Genomic DNA, 18,953 nt, shown 5'->3' with positions numbered 1-18,953 from the left:
ATTGATAGAAAGTAATGAGGATTAAAGAATGCGGATTCTTTTCATCGGTGATGTTGTTGGTAACAAGGGAATAAAAATGATTCAGGATTATGTTCCTGGCTTAAAGCAGGAATATCGACCTCAAGTAACAATTGTAAATGGTGAGAACTCAACACCAATGGGCAGAGGAATTAACTTAAGTGGCTATAAAAAAATGATGTCATCAGGTGTAGATGTAGTTACGCTAGGTAATCATGCTTGGGGGAATCCCGAATTAACTGACTTTATTGACGATGCCAAACGATTAATTCGTCCATATAATTTTCCGGGAAAGGATGTTCCTGGTAAGGGATATACAATTATTAACGTTAACGGATTTCGGCTAGCAGTTATGAATTTTCAGGGGCGGGTATTCTTGGATAACTTGGATGATCCGTTTACACAAGCTGATGAATTGATTGACCAGTTGAAAGAAAAGGCTGATGCATTCTTTATTGATTTTCACGCTGAGGCTACTAGTGAAAAACTTGGCTTTGCTAAGTTTTTAAGTAGCAAAGTTTCGGCAGTTGTTGGGACTCATACTCATGTACAAACTAATGATGCCAGAATTTTAAATGGTAAAACGGCTTTCTTAACTGATGCTGGAATGACTGGCCCAGCAGACGGAATGCTTGGCATGAAAGAAGAAAGCGTTATAAATAGATTTATTAATCAACGTCCCGCAAGATTTCAAGTTGACGAGGATAGTCAAGGAATCATTAGTGGCTGTATTATTGATATTGATGAAAAGACGGGTAATGCTACCCATATCGAAGCCATTAACCAATTGGAGAATGGCTGGGTTTAAGGAGAGTTTAGATTGGCAAAGAGTGAAGTAACTCCAATGATGGAGCAGTATCAAAAAATTAAGGATCAGTATCCAGACGCGTTTTTGTTTACCGATTAGGTGACTTCTACGAAATGTTCAATGAAGATGCAATCAAAGGGTCACAAATCCTGGAATTGACGCTGACAAACCGGAATAAGAGTTCTAAAAATCCCATCCCTATGTGTGGGGTGCCTCACAAAGCGGCTCAAAATTATATTGATATCTTAGTAGACCAAGGATATAAGGTTGCATTTGTGAGCAAATGGAAGATCCTAAATTGGCTAAGGGCATGGTAAAACGGGAAGTAATTCAACTAGTTACCCCAGGAACTCAATTTCAAACTGGTAGTCAAAATGCTAAAGATAACAACTATTTAACTGCTCTAACATATGATATCGATGAGCAACATTACGGTTTTGCTTACGCAGATCTATCAACTGGTGAATTAAAGGTCACCAATTTAAGTTCTATTGATGAAATAATCAATGAGGTAGTCTCGCTATCTAGTAAGGAAACAGTTGTGTTAAGTGACAATCTACCAACTGAGGTTACAGAAACGTTAACCAAATTGGGCGTTTTGATTTCACATCAAGAAATTTTACCAACTAATGCGGCTACGAGTTATCTAAGCCAAGATGTTGAGGGTGAAGTAGTTAAGCAAGTTGTGACATTATTGCTTTCATATATTGAAACGACCCAAAACGGAGCCTAGATCATTTAAAACGCGCAGAAATGTATGAGCCGTCAGACTTCTTAGAGATGGACCACAACTCACAATATAATTTAGAACTGGTTAGGAATATCCGAACTGGTAAAAAAGAGGAACTTTGCTTTGGTTACTTGATCAAACTAAAACTGCAATGGGTGGGCGGATGCTTAAGCAGTGGATTGAGCGCCCACTTGTTAACCGATCCAAGATTGAGCAACGACAAAATATTGTTAACGTGTTAGTTGATCATTTTTTGAACGAAATCAATTAGAAGATGAATTAGTTAGTGTCTATGATTTGGAACGTTTGTCGGGGCGAGTTGCATTTGGAAGTGTTAACGGTCGGGACTTGATTCAGTTGAAATCATCATTGATGCAAGTTCCTAAGATTCGATATATTTTGGAACAAATTGCTACTACAGATTTTGATTCATTATTAAAGGAGCTAATTCCTTTAAATAATATTGTTGATTTAATCGACCAGGCAATTACTGATGAACCACCAATTTCTGTGACTGATGGAGGCGTAATCAAGGACGGTTATGATAGTCAACTTGATAAGTATCGCGATGCCACCAATAATGCTCAACGATGGCTGGCAGATTTAGAGGCTAAGGAACGAGAAATAACCGGAATTAGTACGCTAAAAGTAGGATTTAATCATGTTTTCGGTTACTATATCGAAGTCACTAAAAGTAATTTAAACAAGATTCCTGAAAATCGATATCAACGGAAACAAACATTATCTAATTCTGAACGATTCTCTACACCCGAATTAAAAGAAAAAGAAACGATGATTCTTGAGGCTCAGGAACAAAGCAAAAACCTAGAGTATAGATTGTTTGTAGAAGTTAGAGATCAAGTTAAGGCGACGATTAGAGATATTCAGCGATTAGCTGATGCAATTGCGATAAGTGATGTTCTTCAAAGCTTTGCGGCGGTGTCTGAAGAATATCGATTTGTTAAACCAACCTTGGTTAAGAATCATGAAGTCGACATTATTGATGGTCGTCATCCAGTAGTTGAAAAAGTTTTAGGCCATCAACAATATGTCCCTAATGATGTTAAATTAGCGGAAGACACTAATGTACTGCTAATTACCGGGCCAAATATGTCTGGTAAGAGTACTTACATGCGTCAATTAGCATTAACGGTTATCATGAATCAAATTGGTTGTTTTGTACCAGCAAAGAGCGCAAGCCTGCCAATCTTTGATCAGATTTTTACTAGAATTGGTGCTGCCGACGACTTAATTTCCGGTCAAAGTACATTTATGGTGGAAATGGAAGAGGCTAATGATGCCATTAAACACGCGACACCGAATAGCTTAATTTTGTTTGATGAAATTGGACGAGGAACGGCAACCTATGATGGCATGGCTATTGCTCAGGCGATTATTGAATATGTCCATAATAATATTGGTGCTAAAACATTATTCTCAACTCACTATCACGAACTAACAGTATTAGAGCAAACTTTAAAACAACTAAAAAATGTGCACGTTGGGGCCACTGAGAATAATGGAGAATTAGTGTTTCTCCATAAAATTCAAATGGGACCAGCTGATAAATCCTATGGGATTCATGTTGCTAAGTTAGCTGGACTACCACAACCATTGCTTGGAAGAGCTGAAACGATTCTTGATAGCTTGCAGAGTAATGATAAGCAGACGTATTTGGCTAGTTCAACTTTAGAGGATACTCAGCCAGGAATAGTCGATGTTGATGATTCTGTTCAGGAAGAACAAATTTCTTTATTCCCAATGGATCCAGTTGATAAAAAGCAATCAGCTGTAATTAATCAATTAAAACAATTAGACTTAATGTCAAAAACGCCAATGGAAATTATGAATCAAGTGTATAAATGGCAGCAAAGGATAAAGAAGGAATAGGTGATCAATATGGCAAAAATCCATGAGTTACCAACAATACTAGCTAATCAGATTGCTGCTGGAGAAGTGGTCGAACGACCTGCTTCAGTAGTTAAAGAGTTAGTGGAAAATGCGATTGACGCCAACAGTACTGAAATTAACATAACAATTGAAAATTCCGGGTTAAAATTGATTAAAATTGTTGATGATGGTGATGGAATTGATTCAGCGGAAGTAAAAATGGCCTTTTTACGGCATGCAACAAGCAAGATTTCTGAGCAACGTGATTTGTTTCGCGTTAGAAGTTTAGGCTTCCGGGGCGAAGCGTTGCCATCAATTTCGTCAGTTGCCAAGGTTAGAATGCAGACTTCAACTGGTGATGAAGGGGTTGAGGTCGATTATCAGGGCGGAAAACTGGTTAGTGAGAAGCCAGCAGAAGCCCGTAAGGGAACTACCATTGAAGTTGCATCACTGTTTTACAACACGCCAGCTAGACTGAAATATATGAGCTCACCTAACACGGAATTAGCACGGATATCAGATATGGTTAACCGTTTAGCTGTTAGCCACCCTGAAGTGGCATTTTCGCTCACTAGTAATGGTAAAGAGTTGCTTAGGACTTCGGGACGAGATAACCTATTACAGGTGTTAGGCGCGATTTATGGGATGAAGACGGTTAGTAAAATGGTTAAGATCGCGGCTAATGATTTAGATATTGAGGTTTCTGGATATGTAAGCTTACCTGAGCTAACACGTGCTTCCCGAAATTATATTTCAGTAATTTTAAACGGACGCTACATCAGAAACTTTGGTCTAACCAAAGCAGTGATTTCGGGCTATGGATCTAAGTTGATGATTGGCCGATATCCAATTTCAGTAATTGAGGTTAACGTGGATCCGGCTTTAATCGATGTTAATGTTCATCCAACTAAGCAGGAAGTTCGGATCAGTAATGAAGGAACTATTTCAAAGCTAATTTACCAAGCGATTTCAACTGCTTTAGCAGATAAACAATTGATTCCAGATGCCTCGGAGCCATTTAAGAATTCAACCACGGAAGTAACTATGAGTTCACCAAAGATACCAACCCCGAGTGAAGCTGGTTTATCAATGGTCCAGCCTGCGGTTGAATTATTAAACAAGCAAAATTCAACATCTTATGTATTACCAGAGGAATTATCAACTCCAATTATTGTTAATAATCGACAAGAATTACAATCGAACTCAGTTCAAAAATTTGAATCTAGGCTAGCCAGCGAACCAGATTCACTCCCTGCCTTTCAAGATTTACAAACAACTACAGCAAAGCAGATTGATAGTGATTCGAAAACACTAAAGCCACAGCAAGAACGGTTATCTGAAATTGACGAAACCCATTTTAAATCTGGTTTTCCCAATTTAAATTATATAGGCCAAGTCCATGGCACGTACTTAATTGCTGAAACGGCTGAAGGTATGTTTTTAGTGGATCAGCATGCTGCTCAAGAACGAGTTAACTATGAGTACTACCGACAAAAAATCGGAGAAGTAAGTTCTGATCAGCAAAAATTGCTTGTGCCAATTATTCTCGATTATGCCACAAGTGATTACTTATTAATTACGGAAAAATTGCCGGTTTTACGTGAATTAGGCATTTACCTGGAAGATTTTGGGCAAAATAGTTTTATCGTTCACCAACATCCGATGTGGTTTAAGGCAGGACAAGAGGAATCGACTCTTAAGGAAATGATTGACTGGATTTTGATGGACCATAAGATTTCGGTGGCTGCATTTAGAGAAAAGACGGCCATTATGATGAGCTGTAAACGAGCTATTAAAGCTAATCATCACTTAGATGAACGTCAAGCCAAAGCACTGTTAAAAAAACTCCCAGAATGTGAAAATCCATATAATTGTCCTCACGGCCGGCCAGTACTGGTTAAATTTAGTAATGAAGATATCGAAAAGATGTTCAAGCGTATTCAAGATCCACATAATACCAAGGAATCAATGTTTTAAAGTATGAATATGATACAATTTAATGGACTAATTTAGAGACAGGGGAATACCATGTTTGAGTTTATTCAAGGAACAATTGTAGATGTTGCTCCTGACCACATTGTCGTTCAAACGGGTGGTGTAGGCTATTACATCTACACAGCAGACCCATATCACTTCGAAGTGGGGACGGAAAATGTTCGGGTTTATGTATATCAATCAGTAAGCGAAAATGCTTTGCTGTTATTTGGATTTTTTGATGCCAAAGATAAGCAGCTATTTTTGAAATTAATTGCAGTTTCTGGAATTGGTCCAAAGAGTGCTTTAGCTATCTTGGCTGGTAATGACAGAACGGGGTTAATTAGTGCTGTTAATGAAGGAAATGCCAAGTTTTTAACTAAGTTTCCTGGAGTTGGTAAAAAGACGGCTCAACAAATCATTTTGGATCTTCAAGGTAAACTTGGCGGTATTGAAGCCAGTTTATTTGACGCACCAGTTGAAGAAACCGGAACTAACGATGGTATTCAGAATGCTGAATTGCGTGATGCAGTCTTAGCGCTTTCGGCCTTAGGTTATTCAACCAAGCAAATTAACGGAATTGAGTCAAAAATGGCCACGGAAGAAGGGCTGTCAACGGACGAATATCTTAGCTTGGGCCTTAAATTGTTAATGAAGTAGGAGGTAAATTATTTGAGTGATGCGAATGATGAGCGAATAATCTCTTCCGATGTTGAAAGCTCAGATGAAGAAGCAATTGAAATGTCATTGCGACCCCAATTATTAAATCAATACATTGGCCAGTCAGACATTAAAAGTGAGCTACAAGTTTATATTCAAGCAGCAAAGCAACGCGAAGAATCATTAGATCACGTCTTACTATACGGACCGCCAGGATTAGGAAAAACCACATTAGCGATGGTGATTGCCAACGAAATGGAAGTTAATATCCGGACAACTAGTGGACCAGCCATCGATAAGCCAGGTGATTTACTATCAATTCTGAATGAACTTCAGCCTGGAGACGTGTTATTTATTGATGAAATCCATCGATTACCTAAAATTGTGGAAGAAATGTTATATTCTGCGATGGAAGATTTTTTCGTAGATATTATTGTCGGTCAGGGACCAGGAGCCCATCCAGTGCACTTTCCGTTGCCACCTTTTACCTTGATTGGGGCTACCACGCAAGCGGGGGCCTTGTCCGCTCCTTTACGAGATCGATTTGGGATTGTGGCGCATATGAAATACTATACGCCCGAAGAGCTTGATAACATTGTTAAACGAACGGCAGATATCTTTAAAATTACGATTTCAGATGATGCGGCGTATGAAGTGGCATTACGGTCACGAGGAACACCAAGAATCGCTAATCGTCTGTTAAAACGAATTAGAGATTTTGCTCAAGTTTCTACTAAAGATGGCGTTGATGTTGAAATTGTGCGTTACGCGCTTAACTTGTTGAAAGTAGATAATCTGGGGTTAGATGACACGGATATCAAATTATTAAAGACTATGATCGAATATTATGATGGTGGTCCGGTTGGTTTAAACACATTGGCAGCTAACATCGGTGAAGAAACAGACACAATCGCCGAGATGTATGAACCGTATCTAATGCAAATTGGGTTGCTTAAACGAACAGCTCGTGGCCGGATGGTAACTGCTAAGGGTTATGAACACTTGGGCTACCCAGAAAAATCTTAAATAATGGAGGCGACTGAGTTGAATGACCAATATACTCTCGAAGACTTTAACTATGATTTACCGCAAGAATTAATTGCACAAACGCCAATTAAGGATCGAGATACTTCTAGATTATTAGTGTTAGACCGCCAAAATGGTGAAACTAAGGATCGCCATTTTTATGACATTTTGGATTACTTGAATCCTGGTGATGCTTTAGTGATGAATGATTCTAAAGTCATGCCAGCAAGAATATACGGTGAGAAGGCAGACACGGGTGGTCACGTGGAAGTCCTTTTGCTACATAACATTGAAGGCGACCACTGGGAAACTTTAATGAAACCTGCCCGAAAATTTAAAGTCGGGTCTACTGTCACTTTTGGTGATGGCAAGTTAACTGCGGTGGTAACTAAAGAATTGGACCATGGTGGCCGAGAAATTGAATTTCAATATGACGGTATTTTTATTGAGATTCTAAATAAACTAGGCGAAACCCCACTTCCACCTTATATCAAAGAAAAGTTGGATGATCCTGATCGTTATCAAACCGTTTATGCAAAAGAAATGGGCTCAGCTGCGGCGCCTACAGCAGGTTTGCACTGGACAAAAGATCTATTACGAAAGGCTGAAGCCAAAGGCGTTAAGTTAGTTTATTTGACCTTGCATGTTGGATTAGGAACTTTCAGACCAGTCGATGAAGATAATATTGAAGACCATAAAATGCATAGTGAGTTCTATCGATTAAGTGATGAGGCGGCAGCAACACTGAATGATGTTCGAGCATCTGGTGGTAAAATCATTGCAACTGGAACCACATCAATTCGAACATTGGAAACAGTCGGCTCAAAGTTTGATGGTGAGATTCGTGCCGATTCTGGTTGGACAGATATTTTTATTAAGCCTGGCTATGAGTGGAAAGTCGTAGATTCATTCATCACGAATTTCCATTTACCTAAGTCAACATTAGTAATGCTAGTAGCTTCATTTACTGGCAGAGATAATATTTTAAATGCTTATCATCATGCAATTGAAGAAAAGTATCGTTTCTTTAGCTTTGGCGATGCGATGTATATTCATTAATTTAGGAGGATGCGTTTATGCAACCAGCGATTACCTATCGCCTAATAAAAAAGGAAAAACACACTGGGGCAAGGCTCGGTGAAATCACTACACCACATGGGACTTTCAGAACTCCAATATTTATGCCAGTCGGAACTCAGGCTACGGTAAAAACTTTATCACCAGAAGAACTTGATGATATGAATGCAACCATTATTCTGGCCAATACGTATCACCTTTGGCTTCGTCCTGGTGAAGATATCGTGGAAGAAGCTGGCGGCCTTCATAAGTTTATGAATTGGAACAAGGGAATCTTAACTGATTCAGGCGGATTTCAAGTATTCTCATTGGCTAAGAATCGTGATATTACCGAGAAGGGTGTCACATTTAAAAATGAAATAAATGGCGCCAACATGTTTTTATCACCTGAAAAGGCGATGGCGATTGAAAATGCTCTTGGACCAGACATTATGATGAGTCTTGATGAATGCCCACCATATTTTGAAAGCTATGATTATGTTAAAAAGTCAGTTGAGCGGACTTCTCGGTGGGCCGAACGTGGTTTGAAGGCTCATAAGAATCCTGATTGGCAAGGGTTATTCGGAATTGTACAGGGAGCTGGATTTGAGGACTTGCGGAAGCAATCTGCTAAAGATCTTGTTAGCTTGGACTTTCCAGGCTATTCAATTGGTGGTTTATCTGTCGGTGAATCTAAATCTGAAATGAACCGAGTATTAGATTTTACTGCGCCATTATTACCAGAAAATAAGCCTCGTTACTTGATGGGAGTTGGGGCAACCGATTCATTGATTGATGGGGTCATTCGAGGAGTTGATATGTTCGACTGTGTTTTGCCAACGCGAATTGCTCGGCGTGGAACAGTTATGACTTCTCACGGGCGACTAGTTGTTAAAAATGCTAAGTACGCTAGAGATTTCACGCCAATGGATGATCAATGTGATTGTTACGCTTGTCGGAATTATACTCGGGCTTACATCCGGCATTTGATTAAGGCTGATGAAACTTTGGAATGCGGTTATGTTCATTACATAACTTACACTACTTAATTAACTTGATGAAACGAGTTCAACAAGCCATTATTGATGATAATCTTTTGGACTTAAGAGCCGAAGTATTTGAGCAGTATGGATACAATGAAGCTAACCCGAAAAACTTTTAGGTGTAGACCTTTTCAAATTAATTTGTTAAAGTTGGAAGTATGAGAATAAGTGGGGTGAAATAATTGAATAGTTCAGTATACTCAATCTTAATGATTGTTGTGTTATTTGGTTTAATGTATTTCTTTATGATTCGACCACAACGTAAGCAAGAACAAAAACGTCGTGAAGAACTTCTCGGGTAAAGCCTGGGGACCAGGTTGTAACAATTGGCCGTTTACACGGAGTTGTTGATGAAATAAACAATACAGAAAAAACTGTTACACTTGATTGTGACGGAATTTACTTGGTGTTTGATTTAAGTGCAATTGCTCAAATTAAACAACCTGCTGTGGCAGCACCAGCTGCTAACAATAATGCAAGTGCTAGTGAACCAGCTCAACCTGCTGATGACCAAGTAGTTGCTAAGAATTCTGAATCAGCTGATGCTAAGCAACCAGCTACTTCTGATCAACCAGAAGACACCAATTCAGAAGAAAATAAATAATTTTTTTGAAAGTAAGCAGAAATGCTTACTTTTTTGACTTGTAAAAGAACACACGTTCTTGTAGAATTACTATGAGTTGATAAAAATGAAAAATAAAAATCGCAAAATAATTCATGTTGATATGGATGCCTTCTATGCTTCAATTGAGGAACTCTTAGATCCGGGTTTAAAGAATAAGCCGTTAGTTGTTGCGCATGATCCCCGAAAAACTGGTGGACATGGTGTGGTTTCAACGGCTAATTACCATGCACGAAAGTATGGAATTCACTCAGCAATGAGTTCTATGGAAGCCTTAAAATTATGCCCAGATGCTGTTTTTAGGTTTTCGGGTTTTGATTTCTATCGAAAGTACTCGGCAATTATTCATGAAGTATTTAATGAGTACACTGATACTGTAGAATCTTATGCCTTAGATGAAGCTTATTTAGATATCACGAAAAATAAGCTTGAGATTAATGATCCGATTCAGGTAGCTCGTGAAATTCAGACCAAAATTTGGCAAAGAACTAAATTAACGTGTTCAGTCGGAGTTTCTTACTCTAAATTTCTTGCTAAAGAAGCGTCTGATTATGCCAAACCTGCTGGGATGACAATTATTGATCAAAAAGATGCCGGAGAATTTCTAGCGGCTTTACCGATTGAAAAGTTTCGGGGAGTTGGGAAAAAACTGTGCCAAAAATGCATGAATTAGACATTAATAATGGTGAAGATCTTATTAAGTGGGAACAACTAGATTTAATCAAATATTTCGGGAAGTTTGGTCATGTTTTATATGAACGAGCTAGGGGAATTGATAATCGTCCTGTGGAAGCCAATCGAGTTAGAAAATCGATTGGTAAAGAACGTACTTACGGTTCGGTATTAGTTACTGATGATGAGGTTAGATCCGCATTAACTAAAATCGCTAACCTAGTTACTAAAGAAGTGATTAAACAAAAAAAGCATGGGAAGACCCTTGTATTAAAAATTAGATTCTCCGATTTTATTACGTATACAAAGCGAGTTAGTTTTGATCGTTATATTAGTAACGACGAAACTGAATTTTTATCGTTAGCCACTGAATTATTAGAGGAAGTCCCGGAAGTCAGTTCTGACAGGGGAGTTCGGCTTTTAGGAATTACTATTACCAACTTAGATGACTTAAATTATGAAAATTTAGACTTATTTAAGTAAGTTTGCTTTAACATTCATTATCAAATAAGATATACTTAAGTGTTCTATTAAATGGCGAGAGGTAATAACAATGGTTGAAAAAAACAAATTCTCGAATTAATTAAGCAATATCAAACAATAATCATTCATCGGCACAAGCATCCTGATCCAGATGCCATCGGGTCACAAATGGGGTTAGCTGATATTTTAAAAGCTTCTTTTCCAGAAAAAAATATTCTTTGTGTTGGTAAGCAATATGCCAGTTTTGATTGGCTTGGAAAAGTTGATGAAGTCAAAGATGATCAGTATACGAATGCTTTGGTAATTATCGTTGATACCGCCAATCAACCAAGAGTTGACGATGAGCGTTATACGACTGGGAAAGCCATGGTTAAAATTGATCACCATCCAAATGATGATGCATTTGGCGATATTCAGTGGGTTGAAGATCAGGCTTCAAGTACCTCAGAGTTAATCTATGATTTTTTGATGCTAACCGTGAAGAATTAACAATGCCTGATAATGCTGCCAGAGTCTTATATGCGGGGATTGTTGGTGATACGGGAAGATTTATGTATCCCGCTACTTCTTCTCATACATTCGAGGTTGCCAGTAAATTAACCGGTTATAACTTTAGCGCGGCTGAAATCAATCAAATTGAAGATGAAATTGATATTCCGCTTGCTCGCCTATCAGCATATGTATATTCAAACTTAAATATTCTTGATAGTGGTGCTGCCTACTTGGTTTTGACTGATGAAGTCCTTGAGCCATTTAATCTTGGAGATGAAAGTACATCAGCAATTGTTCCATTGCCAGGAAGAATTGCTGATGTAGATGCTTGGGCAATCTTTGTTCAACAAAAAGACGGTGGGTTTAGAATCCGTTTGAGATCAAAGGGACCAGCAATCAATGAATTAGCCAAAGAATATGGCGGTGGCGGTCACGAGTTAGCCAGTGGTGCAGTTGTTGAAAACACAGAACAAATTAACGAATTTATGAAGAAGTTAGATACATTAGTTTCCGAAAGCAAATAGGAGAATATATGACAGAATTTTCAGATTTTAATCTTAAGCCATTTTTAATGGCAGCCTTAAAGGAGAAAAACTTTAAGCAACCTACATCAGCTCAGACGAAGTTGATTCCAATTGTTATGTCAGGTAGAGATTTAGTGGGCCAATCAGCTACTGGTAGTGGTAAAACTCATGCGTTTTTACTACCAATCTTTAACAAACTTGATCCTAATTCAGATAAGACTCAAGCTGTAATTACAACACCTAGTCGGGAATTAGCTTATCAAATTATTGAAGATGCTAAACAACTCGATAACCATTCTGACACCCAAATTACGATTGGATCATACGTTGGTGGAACTGATAAGAATCGCCAAATTGAAAAATTAAAACATGAACAGCCAGATATCGTCATTGGTACTCCCGGAAGAATCTGGGATTTAATCGCTGGACAACATCTTGATATTCATAGCGCACATCAATTTGTGGTTGATGAAGCCGATATGACTTTGGATATGGGATTCCTGGATATCGTTGATAAGATTGCAAGTAGTTTTGGTAAAGAAGTTCAAATGATGGTCTTTTCAGCTACAATTCCTCAAAAAGTAAATATCTTTTTGAAGAAGTACATGAACAATCCGGTCATAGAAGAAATTCCAGTTTCTACGATCATTAGTCCAACAATCGATAACTGGTTAATTTCTACTAAAGGAAAAGACAAGAATCGATTAATTCATGAATTATTAACGATTGGTGAACCATATTTAGCATTAGTTTTTGCCAATACTAAAAATCGGGTTGAAGAAATCGCTGCCTTTTTGAAGGGCCAAGGGTTAAAGGTCGCAATGATTCACGGAGGAGTTCAGCCTCGTGAACGTAAACAATTGATGCGTCGGATTAAAAAGCTTGAATTTCAATTCGTCGTCGCAACTGATTTAGCTTCTCGGGGAATTGATATTGAAGGGGTTTCTCACGTAATTAACGATGATATTCCTGATGACTTAGAGTTCTTTATTCACCGGGTTGGAAGAACTGGACGTAACGGAATGTCAGGAATCTCCATTACCCTATACACTCCTGATGAAGAAGACGAAATCAGTGAATTAGAATCAATGGGGATTAAGTTCAAACCTAAGGCAGTTAAGAATCATGAAGTGATTGATACGTACGATCGTAATCGACGGGCTACTCATAAGAAAAAGCAAGAGAAACTTGATCCCACAATGATTGGGATGATCAAAAAGAAGAAAAAGAACATTAAACCAGGTTATAAACGTCGTATCAAGATGAATCTTGAACGTAAAGACGAAATGGATCGCCGAGTTAAGAAACGTGAAGAACAACGGGCAAAGAGAAAGCAAAGAAAGCAAAGCTCAACCCGATATCATTAGAACGATTATTGACAGATTATTTGCAAAAACGTATAATTTTTGTGACTGAAGAACATGCTTAGTACTGGTCTTTTTAAGAAAAGTTTTGGTTAATGTGAAAAACTATTGATTACTCTAAGTGCTATCTTCATAGATAATGTCAAACGCAAATCCTACGTTATAGGAAATAAAAGTGGTTACGAAACATCGTTGCAATTAGAGTGGTACCGCGTCCTTTAAAAGGCGTCTCTTCTAAATGCAACGGTGTTTTATTTTTGGTAAGGAGAATTATAATGAAAGAATTATCGAGCGGCCAAATTCGGCAAATGTATTTGGAATTTTTTAAAGAAAAAGGACATTCAATCGAACCTAGTGCTTCGTTGATTCCAGTGGATGACCCAACTTTATTGTGGATTAATTCAGGGGTTGCCACAATGAAAAAATATTTTGATGGTTCAGTTGTACCAAAGAATCCAAGGATGACAAGTTCTCAAAAATCTATTCGGACAAATGATATTGAAAATGTTGGTAAAACACCACGTCACCACACTCTATTTGAAATGCTCGGTAACTTTTCAGTTGGTGATTACTTTAAGAAGGAAGCTATCACTTGGGCGTTTGAGTTATTAACGTCACCTGAATGGTTTGGTTGGAATCCAGAAAAACTTTATATGACAGTTTACCCTAAAGACACTGACGCTAAACAATATTGGGAAGAAGTTGGGGTGGCTCCAGATCATATTATCGAAGTTGAAGATAACTTTTGGGATATTGGACAGGGACCATCAGGCCCTGATTCAGAAATTTTCTATGATCGCGGAGAATCATTTAATAACCTGGCTGCAGATGATCCTGAGAATTATCCTGGTGGCGAAAATGAACGCTATCTTGAAGTTTGGAATATTGTGTTTTCACAATTTAATCACACACCAGAAGGGACTTATGAACCACTTCCTCGAAAAAATATTGATACGGGAATGGGACTTGAACGAGTTGTTTCGATTTTCAAAATGCGAAGACCAATTTCGAAACAGATCTGTTTTACCAATGATTCATGAGGCTGAACGGCTTAGCGAAAACAAAAAGTATGGTGATGATGCTAAGCTGGACCAAAGTTTTAGAGTTATTGCTGATCACGCCAGAGCAATCACTGTCGCAATTGGTGATGGAGCCATTCCATCAAATGAAGGTCGTGGATATGTTATTCGTCGATTGATTAGACGAGCAATTGTTAACGGCCAAAAACTTGGAATTAATGAGTCATTCCTTTATAAGCTCGTGCCAATTGTTGGTGAAACGTTACAATCACATTATCCAGAAGTTTTGGAACAAAGCGATTACATTGCAAAGGTCGTTAGATCAGAAGAAGATCGTTTTAATGAAACCTTAGCAGGTGGATTAAAACTGTTAAATGAAGTGATTGAAGAGGCCAAACAAAGCGGTTCTAATGTTATCGATGGCAAACAGCATTTAAACTTTACGATACCTACGGTTTCCCACTTGAGCTAACTCAGGAATCCGCTGAAGATGCTGGTATTAAAGTGGATGAGAGTGGCTTCAGCTCAGAAATGCAAAAACAAAAGGATCGGGCACGTAATGCGCGAAGCAATGCTAAATCAATGGGAGTACAGCGAGACCTATTAATTGAAATTAAGGACCAAAGTGAGTATGTTGGTTATGATCAGTTAGAACTTGATGATTCTAAGGCGGTTGTGCTAATTGAAAATGAAAAGCTAGTTGAAGAAACTAAAACTGGTGAGGCAGAAGTAATTTTCGATAAAACACCATTTTATGCTGAAATGGGTGGTCAAGTTGCTGATAAGGGTGATATTTTTGATGTAACAGGTACCAAAGTTGCTGAAGTAATTGATGTTCAACATGCTCCCAATGGTCAAAATCTCCATACGGTTAACTTGCTACAACCTATGAAGAAGGGAGCAACTTATAGCCTTAAAGTTGATAAAGCTTTCCATAGTAAAGTTGAAAAGAATCATACGGCAACACATTTATTGGATCAAGCTTTAAGGAATATTTTGGGTGGCCATACTCAACAGGCTGGCTCATTAGTAGAACCAGGATACTTACGCTTTGATTTTAATCACTTTGGTTCTGTTACTTCAGAAGATTTACAACGGGTTGAAGACCTTGTTAATGAGCAAATTTTTAAAGAACTTGATGTCACGACTATAGTTACCGACCCTGAAACTGGTAAGAAGATGGGTGCCATTGCGTTGTTCAGTGAAAAGTATGGCGACCAAGTTAGAGTTGTTAGCATTGGAGACTTTTCAATTGAATTCTGTGGCGGAACGCATGTTAAGAACACTAATGAATTGGGCTTGTTTAAAATTTTGTCTGAATCAGGAGTTGGAGCTGGCGTTCGGAGAATCGAAGCTGTTACTTCAAAGGAAGCATTTGAATTCTTAAACAATGAAGAAACTAACTTGAAGCAAATTGCTGCTAAACTCAAGGTTACACAGATGAAAGAAGTCGGCAATCGAGTTGATCAGCTTCAACAACAAGTCAAAGAACTTGAACAAAAACAGTCAGCATTAGAAGCAAAGATGGCCTCACAACAGGCTCAAGATGTCTTTGGTAATCCGCAAACAGCTGGTAAATATACAATTACTACTGGGGTAATTAAAGATTCAGGAATGGATCAACTAAGACAATTAGCTGATACTTGGCGTGACAAGCAAATTTCTGATGTTTTGGTGCTTGGAACTGGTAAAGGTGATAAGGCCAATTTAATTGTCGCAACCAGTGACGCTGGCGTTAAGGCTGGATTGTCAGCAGTTAATTTAATTAAGGCAATTTCTAAAAACATTCAAGGTGGCGGTGGCGGCCGACCAAACATGGCCCAAGCTGGTGGGAAAAATCCAGCTGGTCTTGAAAATGCGATGACCGATGCAGTGGATTGGTTGAGTGAACAATAATTTATTTTTTAACAATTTGGTTACCATGATTGTAGTTTCAGTGCTTATCGGTTAAAATTAATTCAAATGACTTTTAGTCATAGAGGTGAATTATATGAACTCATTAGATAAAACCATGTTTTTTGATTTCAGTGATGATCAAAAAAGGATGTCCGGGATACGTTATTAACTGTGTACCGTTCCCTTGAAGAAAAGGGATATAATCCATACAACCAAATTGTTGGTTACTTAATTTCAGGTGATCCTGCATATATTCCCCGTAATCTTGATGCTAGAAATTTAATTCGGCGTCACGAGCGTGATGAAATTATTGAAGAACTGGTTCGTTTTTATTTAGATAATCATCCCAATGAAAGTAAGGGAACCGATTAGATGAAGATAATGGGATTAGATGTTGGTTCTAAAACTGTCGGTGTTGCGGTAAGTGATGCTTTCGGTTGGACCTCGCAAGGAGTTGAAATTGTGCGCATCAATGAAGATGAAGGCGAATTCGGATTGGATCGAATTGCTGAATTAGTTGATGAGCTTCAGATTGGCGGATTTGTTCTTGGCTTACCTAAAAACATGAATAATACGATTGGGGATCGAGCAATTGCCTCTCAAGAGTATGGTAAAATGTTAAGCGATAAGTTTAAGTTACCTGTTGATTTTGAAGATGAGCGTTTAACTACAGTTGAAGCACAAAGAATGCTGACGGAAGAAGCAGATGTTTCTCGCCGAAAGCGTAAAAAGGTAATTGATAAACTTGCTGCTAGCTTAATTCTTCAGAATTATCTAGATCGCAAGGGGAAACTAACACAAATATAAAGGGGTACTATTAATGGCTGAAGAACCAATCCAACAACAAATTACACTAGTTGATGAAAATGGCGACGAACAATTATACGACGTTTTATTCACATTCCAATCAGAGGATTTTAATAAATCGTATATTTTGATTTATCCTACTGGCAAGAGCGATGATGAAGAAGTTGACATTCAAGCTTATGCTTTACCTGCTGATGATGATCCATCGGATCCACAAGGTGGCGAGCTCCAACTAATTGAAAGCGATGAAGAATGGGACATGATTGAATCTGTTCTAAATACTTTCCTTCATGGTGATGATGAAGATAATAAAGAAGAATAGTTGTTAAAATGGATTGGGAGTGAAAATTTTCGACTCCCAGTCCTTTTTAATTGATTTTAGGGGTGAATGATTCTTGGAAGACGAAAAAAGAAGGTTTAAGGCGACAATTGATGGTAAACCATACATTTTTATTGGTGAGGGATCATATGAGCACATGCAGGCCACAGCTGATTTGTTAAATGATCAGTTGACTAAGATTAAAGATCAACTTCCTAATACCAGTAAGGATGATCGAGCTATTTTAACTGCATTTAATGCCATTTCAAATCAATTATCAATGAAAGAAGCAGCTGCTAAACAGGCAGGCTCTGCGAGCGACCAGGAGAAATAAATATGATTTTAGATTTAATAATCGTGGTCATCTTGGTATTAAGTTTTATTTCAGGATATCGACGGGGATTTGTAGCCGAATTTTTAAATTTGGTTGGTTTTATATTTGCTTTGGCATTAGCTTGGCGGTATAATTCAGCAATTTCTGATTGGATAGTTACCCAATTTAATTTAACTGGCCACCATCAGTTAGTTTATTGGGTCTCGTTTCTAGTTTATTTATACGTTAGTTTGGCGATTAGTAATGTTATTAAAACGAGTAATTAGTCCTGCCACAAAGATTTTAGTCTTAAAGCAAGTAAACGCAATTTTTGGTGGAATTGTGCGGCTGTTAGTTGCATATTTATTTGTATTTGCAGGTGTGAATTTACTATTAGTGTTTAGCGAACCAGTAAGAACTCAATATCAGGATTCATACGTTGCCAAGTACATTATTAAATCTGCACCAGCCCAAATTGATCACGTAGTTGATAACGCTTAGTAAAAAAGGGGCGAAATAATTGAACTCTAAAGTATTCACAACACTTGAATACAGCAAAATAAAAGAACAGATTAACCGATTTTTAGTTACAGATGCTGGTCGGGAACAATTGGCTTCATTAACTCCTAGTTCTGATTATGATCAGGTTAATCAGTGGTTAACGGAAACGGCAGATGGAGCTGACATTGTCAGGTTAAAGGGCGAGATTCCGATTCCTAATTTGACGGAAATCGCGCCATTCTTAAAACGGTTAAATATTGAAAACGCATCGTTATCTGGTACTGAACTATCTCACATAAAGAAACTATTAGTATCCCTGAAGGTGGTTGTAGATTTCTTTGCGGACTTGAAGGTAAATCAGGTTGAACTCCGAATGATTAATCAATTAGTGGAAGAATTAGACTTAATGCCAGATATTACGGCTGCCTTGGTTAGATCGGTTGATGACGATGGTCGAATTTTGGATGGGGCTTCTTCTGAGCTGCGCTCGATTCGTCGTTCTATTCAGCGAACTCAGACCAATATTCGTTCCCGCATGGATAAGTTTATTAAGGGACCGGATGCTAAGTACCTGAGTGAAGCGATTATTACCGTTCGAGATGATCGGTTTGTTATTCCGATTAAAGCAGAATACAAACAACGCTTTGGTGGGATTGTTCATGACCAAAGTGCATCTGGTCAAACCTTATATGTTGAACCTAGTAGCGTTGTTGAAAATAATAATGAATTACGTCGG

Annotated in this window: 15 protein-coding genes and 8 pseudogenes; all 23 read left to right on the top strand. The window is 38.1% G+C overall.

Going from position 1 to position 18,953, the window contains the following annotated elements; translation table 11 throughout:
* Positions 1-28: 28 nt before the first annotated feature.
* Positions 29-826, top strand: coding sequence for a TIGR00282 family metallophosphoesterase (locus NBRC111893_RS07615; protein WP_125008596.1), 798 nt, complete (start codon positions 29-31; stop codon positions 824-826).
* A gap of 36 nt (positions 827-862) precedes the next feature.
* Positions 863-1,127 (top strand): annotated as a pseudogene (locus NBRC111893_RS12170) (MutS N-terminal domain-containing protein); the annotation flags it as partial.
* On the top strand, positions 1,110-1,559 hold the full coding sequence (locus NBRC111893_RS12165; protein ID WP_369689728.1) for a hypothetical protein: 450 nt from the start codon (positions 1,110-1,112) through the stop codon (positions 1,557-1,559). The pseudogene NBRC111893_RS12170 and the gene NBRC111893_RS12165, both read left to right, overlap by 18 nt.
* Positions 1,560-1,674: 115 nt before the next feature.
* Positions 1,675-1,827, top strand: a complete 153-nt coding sequence (locus NBRC111893_RS12160) for a hypothetical protein (RefSeq protein WP_369689721.1) — start codon at positions 1,675-1,677, stop codon at positions 1,825-1,827.
* 26 nt (positions 1,828-1,853) lie between these two features.
* On the top strand, positions 1,854-3,446 hold the full coding sequence (gene mutS, locus NBRC111893_RS12155; RefSeq protein WP_369689720.1) for a DNA mismatch repair protein MutS: 1,593 nt from the start codon (positions 1,854-1,856) through the stop codon (positions 3,444-3,446).
* A gap of 9 nt (positions 3,447-3,455) precedes the next feature.
* Positions 3,456-5,423 carry a DNA mismatch repair endonuclease MutL gene (gene mutL / locus NBRC111893_RS07605; protein ID WP_191984837.1) on the top strand — a complete coding sequence of 656 codons (1,968 nt, stop codon included), beginning with the start codon at positions 3,456-3,458 and terminating at the stop codon, positions 5,421-5,423.
* A gap of 51 nt (positions 5,424-5,474) precedes the next feature.
* Positions 5,475-6,080: a Holliday junction branch migration protein RuvA gene (gene ruvA / locus NBRC111893_RS07600; RefSeq protein ID WP_125008594.1), complete on the top strand. Its 606-nt coding sequence runs from the start codon at positions 5,475-5,477 to the stop codon at positions 6,078-6,080.
* Positions 6,081-6,116: 36 nt separating this feature from the next.
* The gene (ruvB, locus tag NBRC111893_RS07595; RefSeq protein ID WP_439957180.1) at positions 6,117-7,106 is read left to right on the top strand and encodes a Holliday junction branch migration DNA helicase RuvB; all 990 of its coding nucleotides are present in this window, start codon (positions 6,117-6,119) and stop codon (positions 7,104-7,106) included.
* Positions 7,107-7,124: 18 nt separating this feature from the next.
* Positions 7,125-8,165, top strand: a complete 1,041-nt coding sequence (queA, locus tag NBRC111893_RS07590) for a tRNA preQ1(34) S-adenosylmethionine ribosyltransferase-isomerase QueA (protein WP_225417679.1) — start codon at positions 7,125-7,127, stop codon at positions 8,163-8,165.
* Positions 8,166-8,182: 17 nt separating this feature from the next.
* Positions 8,183-9,324: pseudogene (tgt, locus tag NBRC111893_RS07585) on the top strand (tRNA guanosine(34) transglycosylase Tgt).
* A gap of 90 nt (positions 9,325-9,414) precedes the next feature.
* Positions 9,415-9,809, top strand: a pseudogene (gene yajC / locus NBRC111893_RS07580) (preprotein translocase subunit YajC).
* Positions 9,810-9,894: 85 nt separating this feature from the next.
* Positions 9,895-10,982: pseudogene (gene dinB / locus NBRC111893_RS07575) on the top strand (DNA polymerase IV).
* Between the two features lie 87 nt (positions 10,983-11,069).
* Positions 11,070-11,998: pseudogene (locus NBRC111893_RS07570) on the top strand (DHH family phosphoesterase).
* 8 nt (positions 11,999-12,006) lie between these two features.
* On the top strand, positions 12,007-13,365 hold the full coding sequence (locus NBRC111893_RS07565) for a DEAD/DEAH box helicase (protein WP_125008591.1): 1,359 nt from the start codon (positions 12,007-12,009) through the stop codon (positions 13,363-13,365).
* Positions 13,366-13,637: 272 nt separating this feature from the next.
* Positions 13,638-15,248 (top strand): annotated as a pseudogene (gene alaS, locus NBRC111893_RS12150) (alanine--tRNA ligase); the annotation flags it as partial.
* 21 nt (positions 15,249-15,269) lie between these two features.
* Positions 15,270-16,277, top strand: coding sequence for a DHHA1 domain-containing protein (locus NBRC111893_RS12145; RefSeq protein ID WP_369689727.1), 1,008 nt, complete (start codon positions 15,270-15,272; stop codon positions 16,275-16,277).
* Between the two features lie 94 nt (positions 16,278-16,371).
* Positions 16,372-16,649 (top strand): annotated as a pseudogene (locus NBRC111893_RS07555) (IreB family regulatory phosphoprotein).
* Positions 16,650-17,084 carry a Holliday junction resolvase RuvX gene (gene ruvX, locus NBRC111893_RS07550; protein WP_125008590.1) on the top strand — a complete coding sequence of 145 codons (435 nt, stop codon included), beginning with the start codon at positions 16,650-16,652 and terminating at the stop codon, positions 17,082-17,084. It begins immediately after the preceding pseudogene.
* A 13-nt stretch (positions 17,085-17,097) separates the two neighbouring features.
* Positions 17,098-17,406: a DUF1292 domain-containing protein gene (locus NBRC111893_RS07545; RefSeq protein WP_125008589.1), complete on the top strand. Its 309-nt coding sequence runs from the start codon at positions 17,098-17,100 to the stop codon at positions 17,404-17,406.
* A gap of 73 nt (positions 17,407-17,479) precedes the next feature.
* On the top strand, positions 17,480-17,737 hold the full coding sequence (locus NBRC111893_RS07540; RefSeq protein WP_125008588.1) for a cell division protein ZapA: 258 nt from the start codon (positions 17,480-17,482) through the stop codon (positions 17,735-17,737).
* A 2-nt stretch (positions 17,738-17,739) separates the two neighbouring features.
* Positions 17,740-18,003 carry a CvpA family protein gene (locus NBRC111893_RS11645; RefSeq protein ID WP_125008587.1) on the top strand — a complete coding sequence of 88 codons (264 nt, stop codon included), beginning with the start codon at positions 17,740-17,742 and terminating at the stop codon, positions 18,001-18,003.
* Positions 17,981-18,217 (top strand): CvpA family protein, encoded by a 237-nt coding sequence (locus tag NBRC111893_RS11640; protein ID WP_125008586.1) that lies wholly within the window; start codon positions 17,981-17,983, stop codon positions 18,215-18,217. Before NBRC111893_RS11645 ends, NBRC111893_RS11640 begins: the two co-directional genes overlap by 23 nt.
* A 19-nt stretch (positions 18,218-18,236) precedes the next feature.
* Positions 18,237-18,953 (top strand): annotated as a pseudogene (locus NBRC111893_RS07525) (endonuclease MutS2); the annotation flags it as partial.

The organism is Lentilactobacillus kosonis, assembly GCF_003864335.1.
GTDB lineage: Bacteria > Bacillota > Bacilli > Lactobacillales > Lactobacillaceae > Lentilactobacillus > Lentilactobacillus kosonis.
Note: the sequence above shows the minus strand (reverse complement) of the source record. Positions and strands in the feature narration are given on the sequence as shown.

Bases quoted from the DNA above. Each gene is read 5' to 3' on its own strand.
- NBRC111893_RS07615 (WP_125008596.1), top strand. From the start codon at position 29: ATGCGGATTCTTTTCATCGGTGATGTTGTTGGTAACAAGGGAATAAAA.
- NBRC111893_RS12165 (WP_369689728.1), top strand. From the start codon at position 1,110: ATGGAAGATCCTAAATTGGCTAAGGGCATGGTAAAACGGGAAGTAATT.
- mutL (WP_191984837.1), top strand. From the start codon at position 3,456: ATGGCAAAAATCCATGAGTTACCAACAATACTAGCTAATCAGATTGCT.
- ruvA (WP_125008594.1), top strand. From the start codon at position 5,475: ATGTTTGAGTTTATTCAAGGAACAATTGTAGATGTTGCTCCTGACCAC.
- NBRC111893_RS07565 (WP_125008591.1), top strand. From the start codon at position 12,007: ATGACAGAATTTTCAGATTTTAATCTTAAGCCATTTTTAATGGCAGCC.
- NBRC111893_RS12145 (WP_369689727.1), top strand. From the start codon at position 15,270: ATGAAGAAGGGAGCAACTTATAGCCTTAAAGTTGATAAAGCTTTCCAT.
- ruvX (WP_125008590.1), top strand. From the start codon at position 16,650: ATGAAGATAATGGGATTAGATGTTGGTTCTAAAACTGTCGGTGTTGCG.
- NBRC111893_RS07545 (WP_125008589.1), top strand. From the start codon at position 17,098: ATGGCTGAAGAACCAATCCAACAACAAATTACACTAGTTGATGAAAAT.
- NBRC111893_RS11645 (WP_125008587.1), top strand. From the start codon at position 17,740: ATGATTTTAGATTTAATAATCGTGGTCATCTTGGTATTAAGTTTTATT.
- NBRC111893_RS11640 (WP_125008586.1), top strand. From the start codon at position 17,981: ATGTTATTAAAACGAGTAATTAGTCCTGCCACAAAGATTTTAGTCTTA.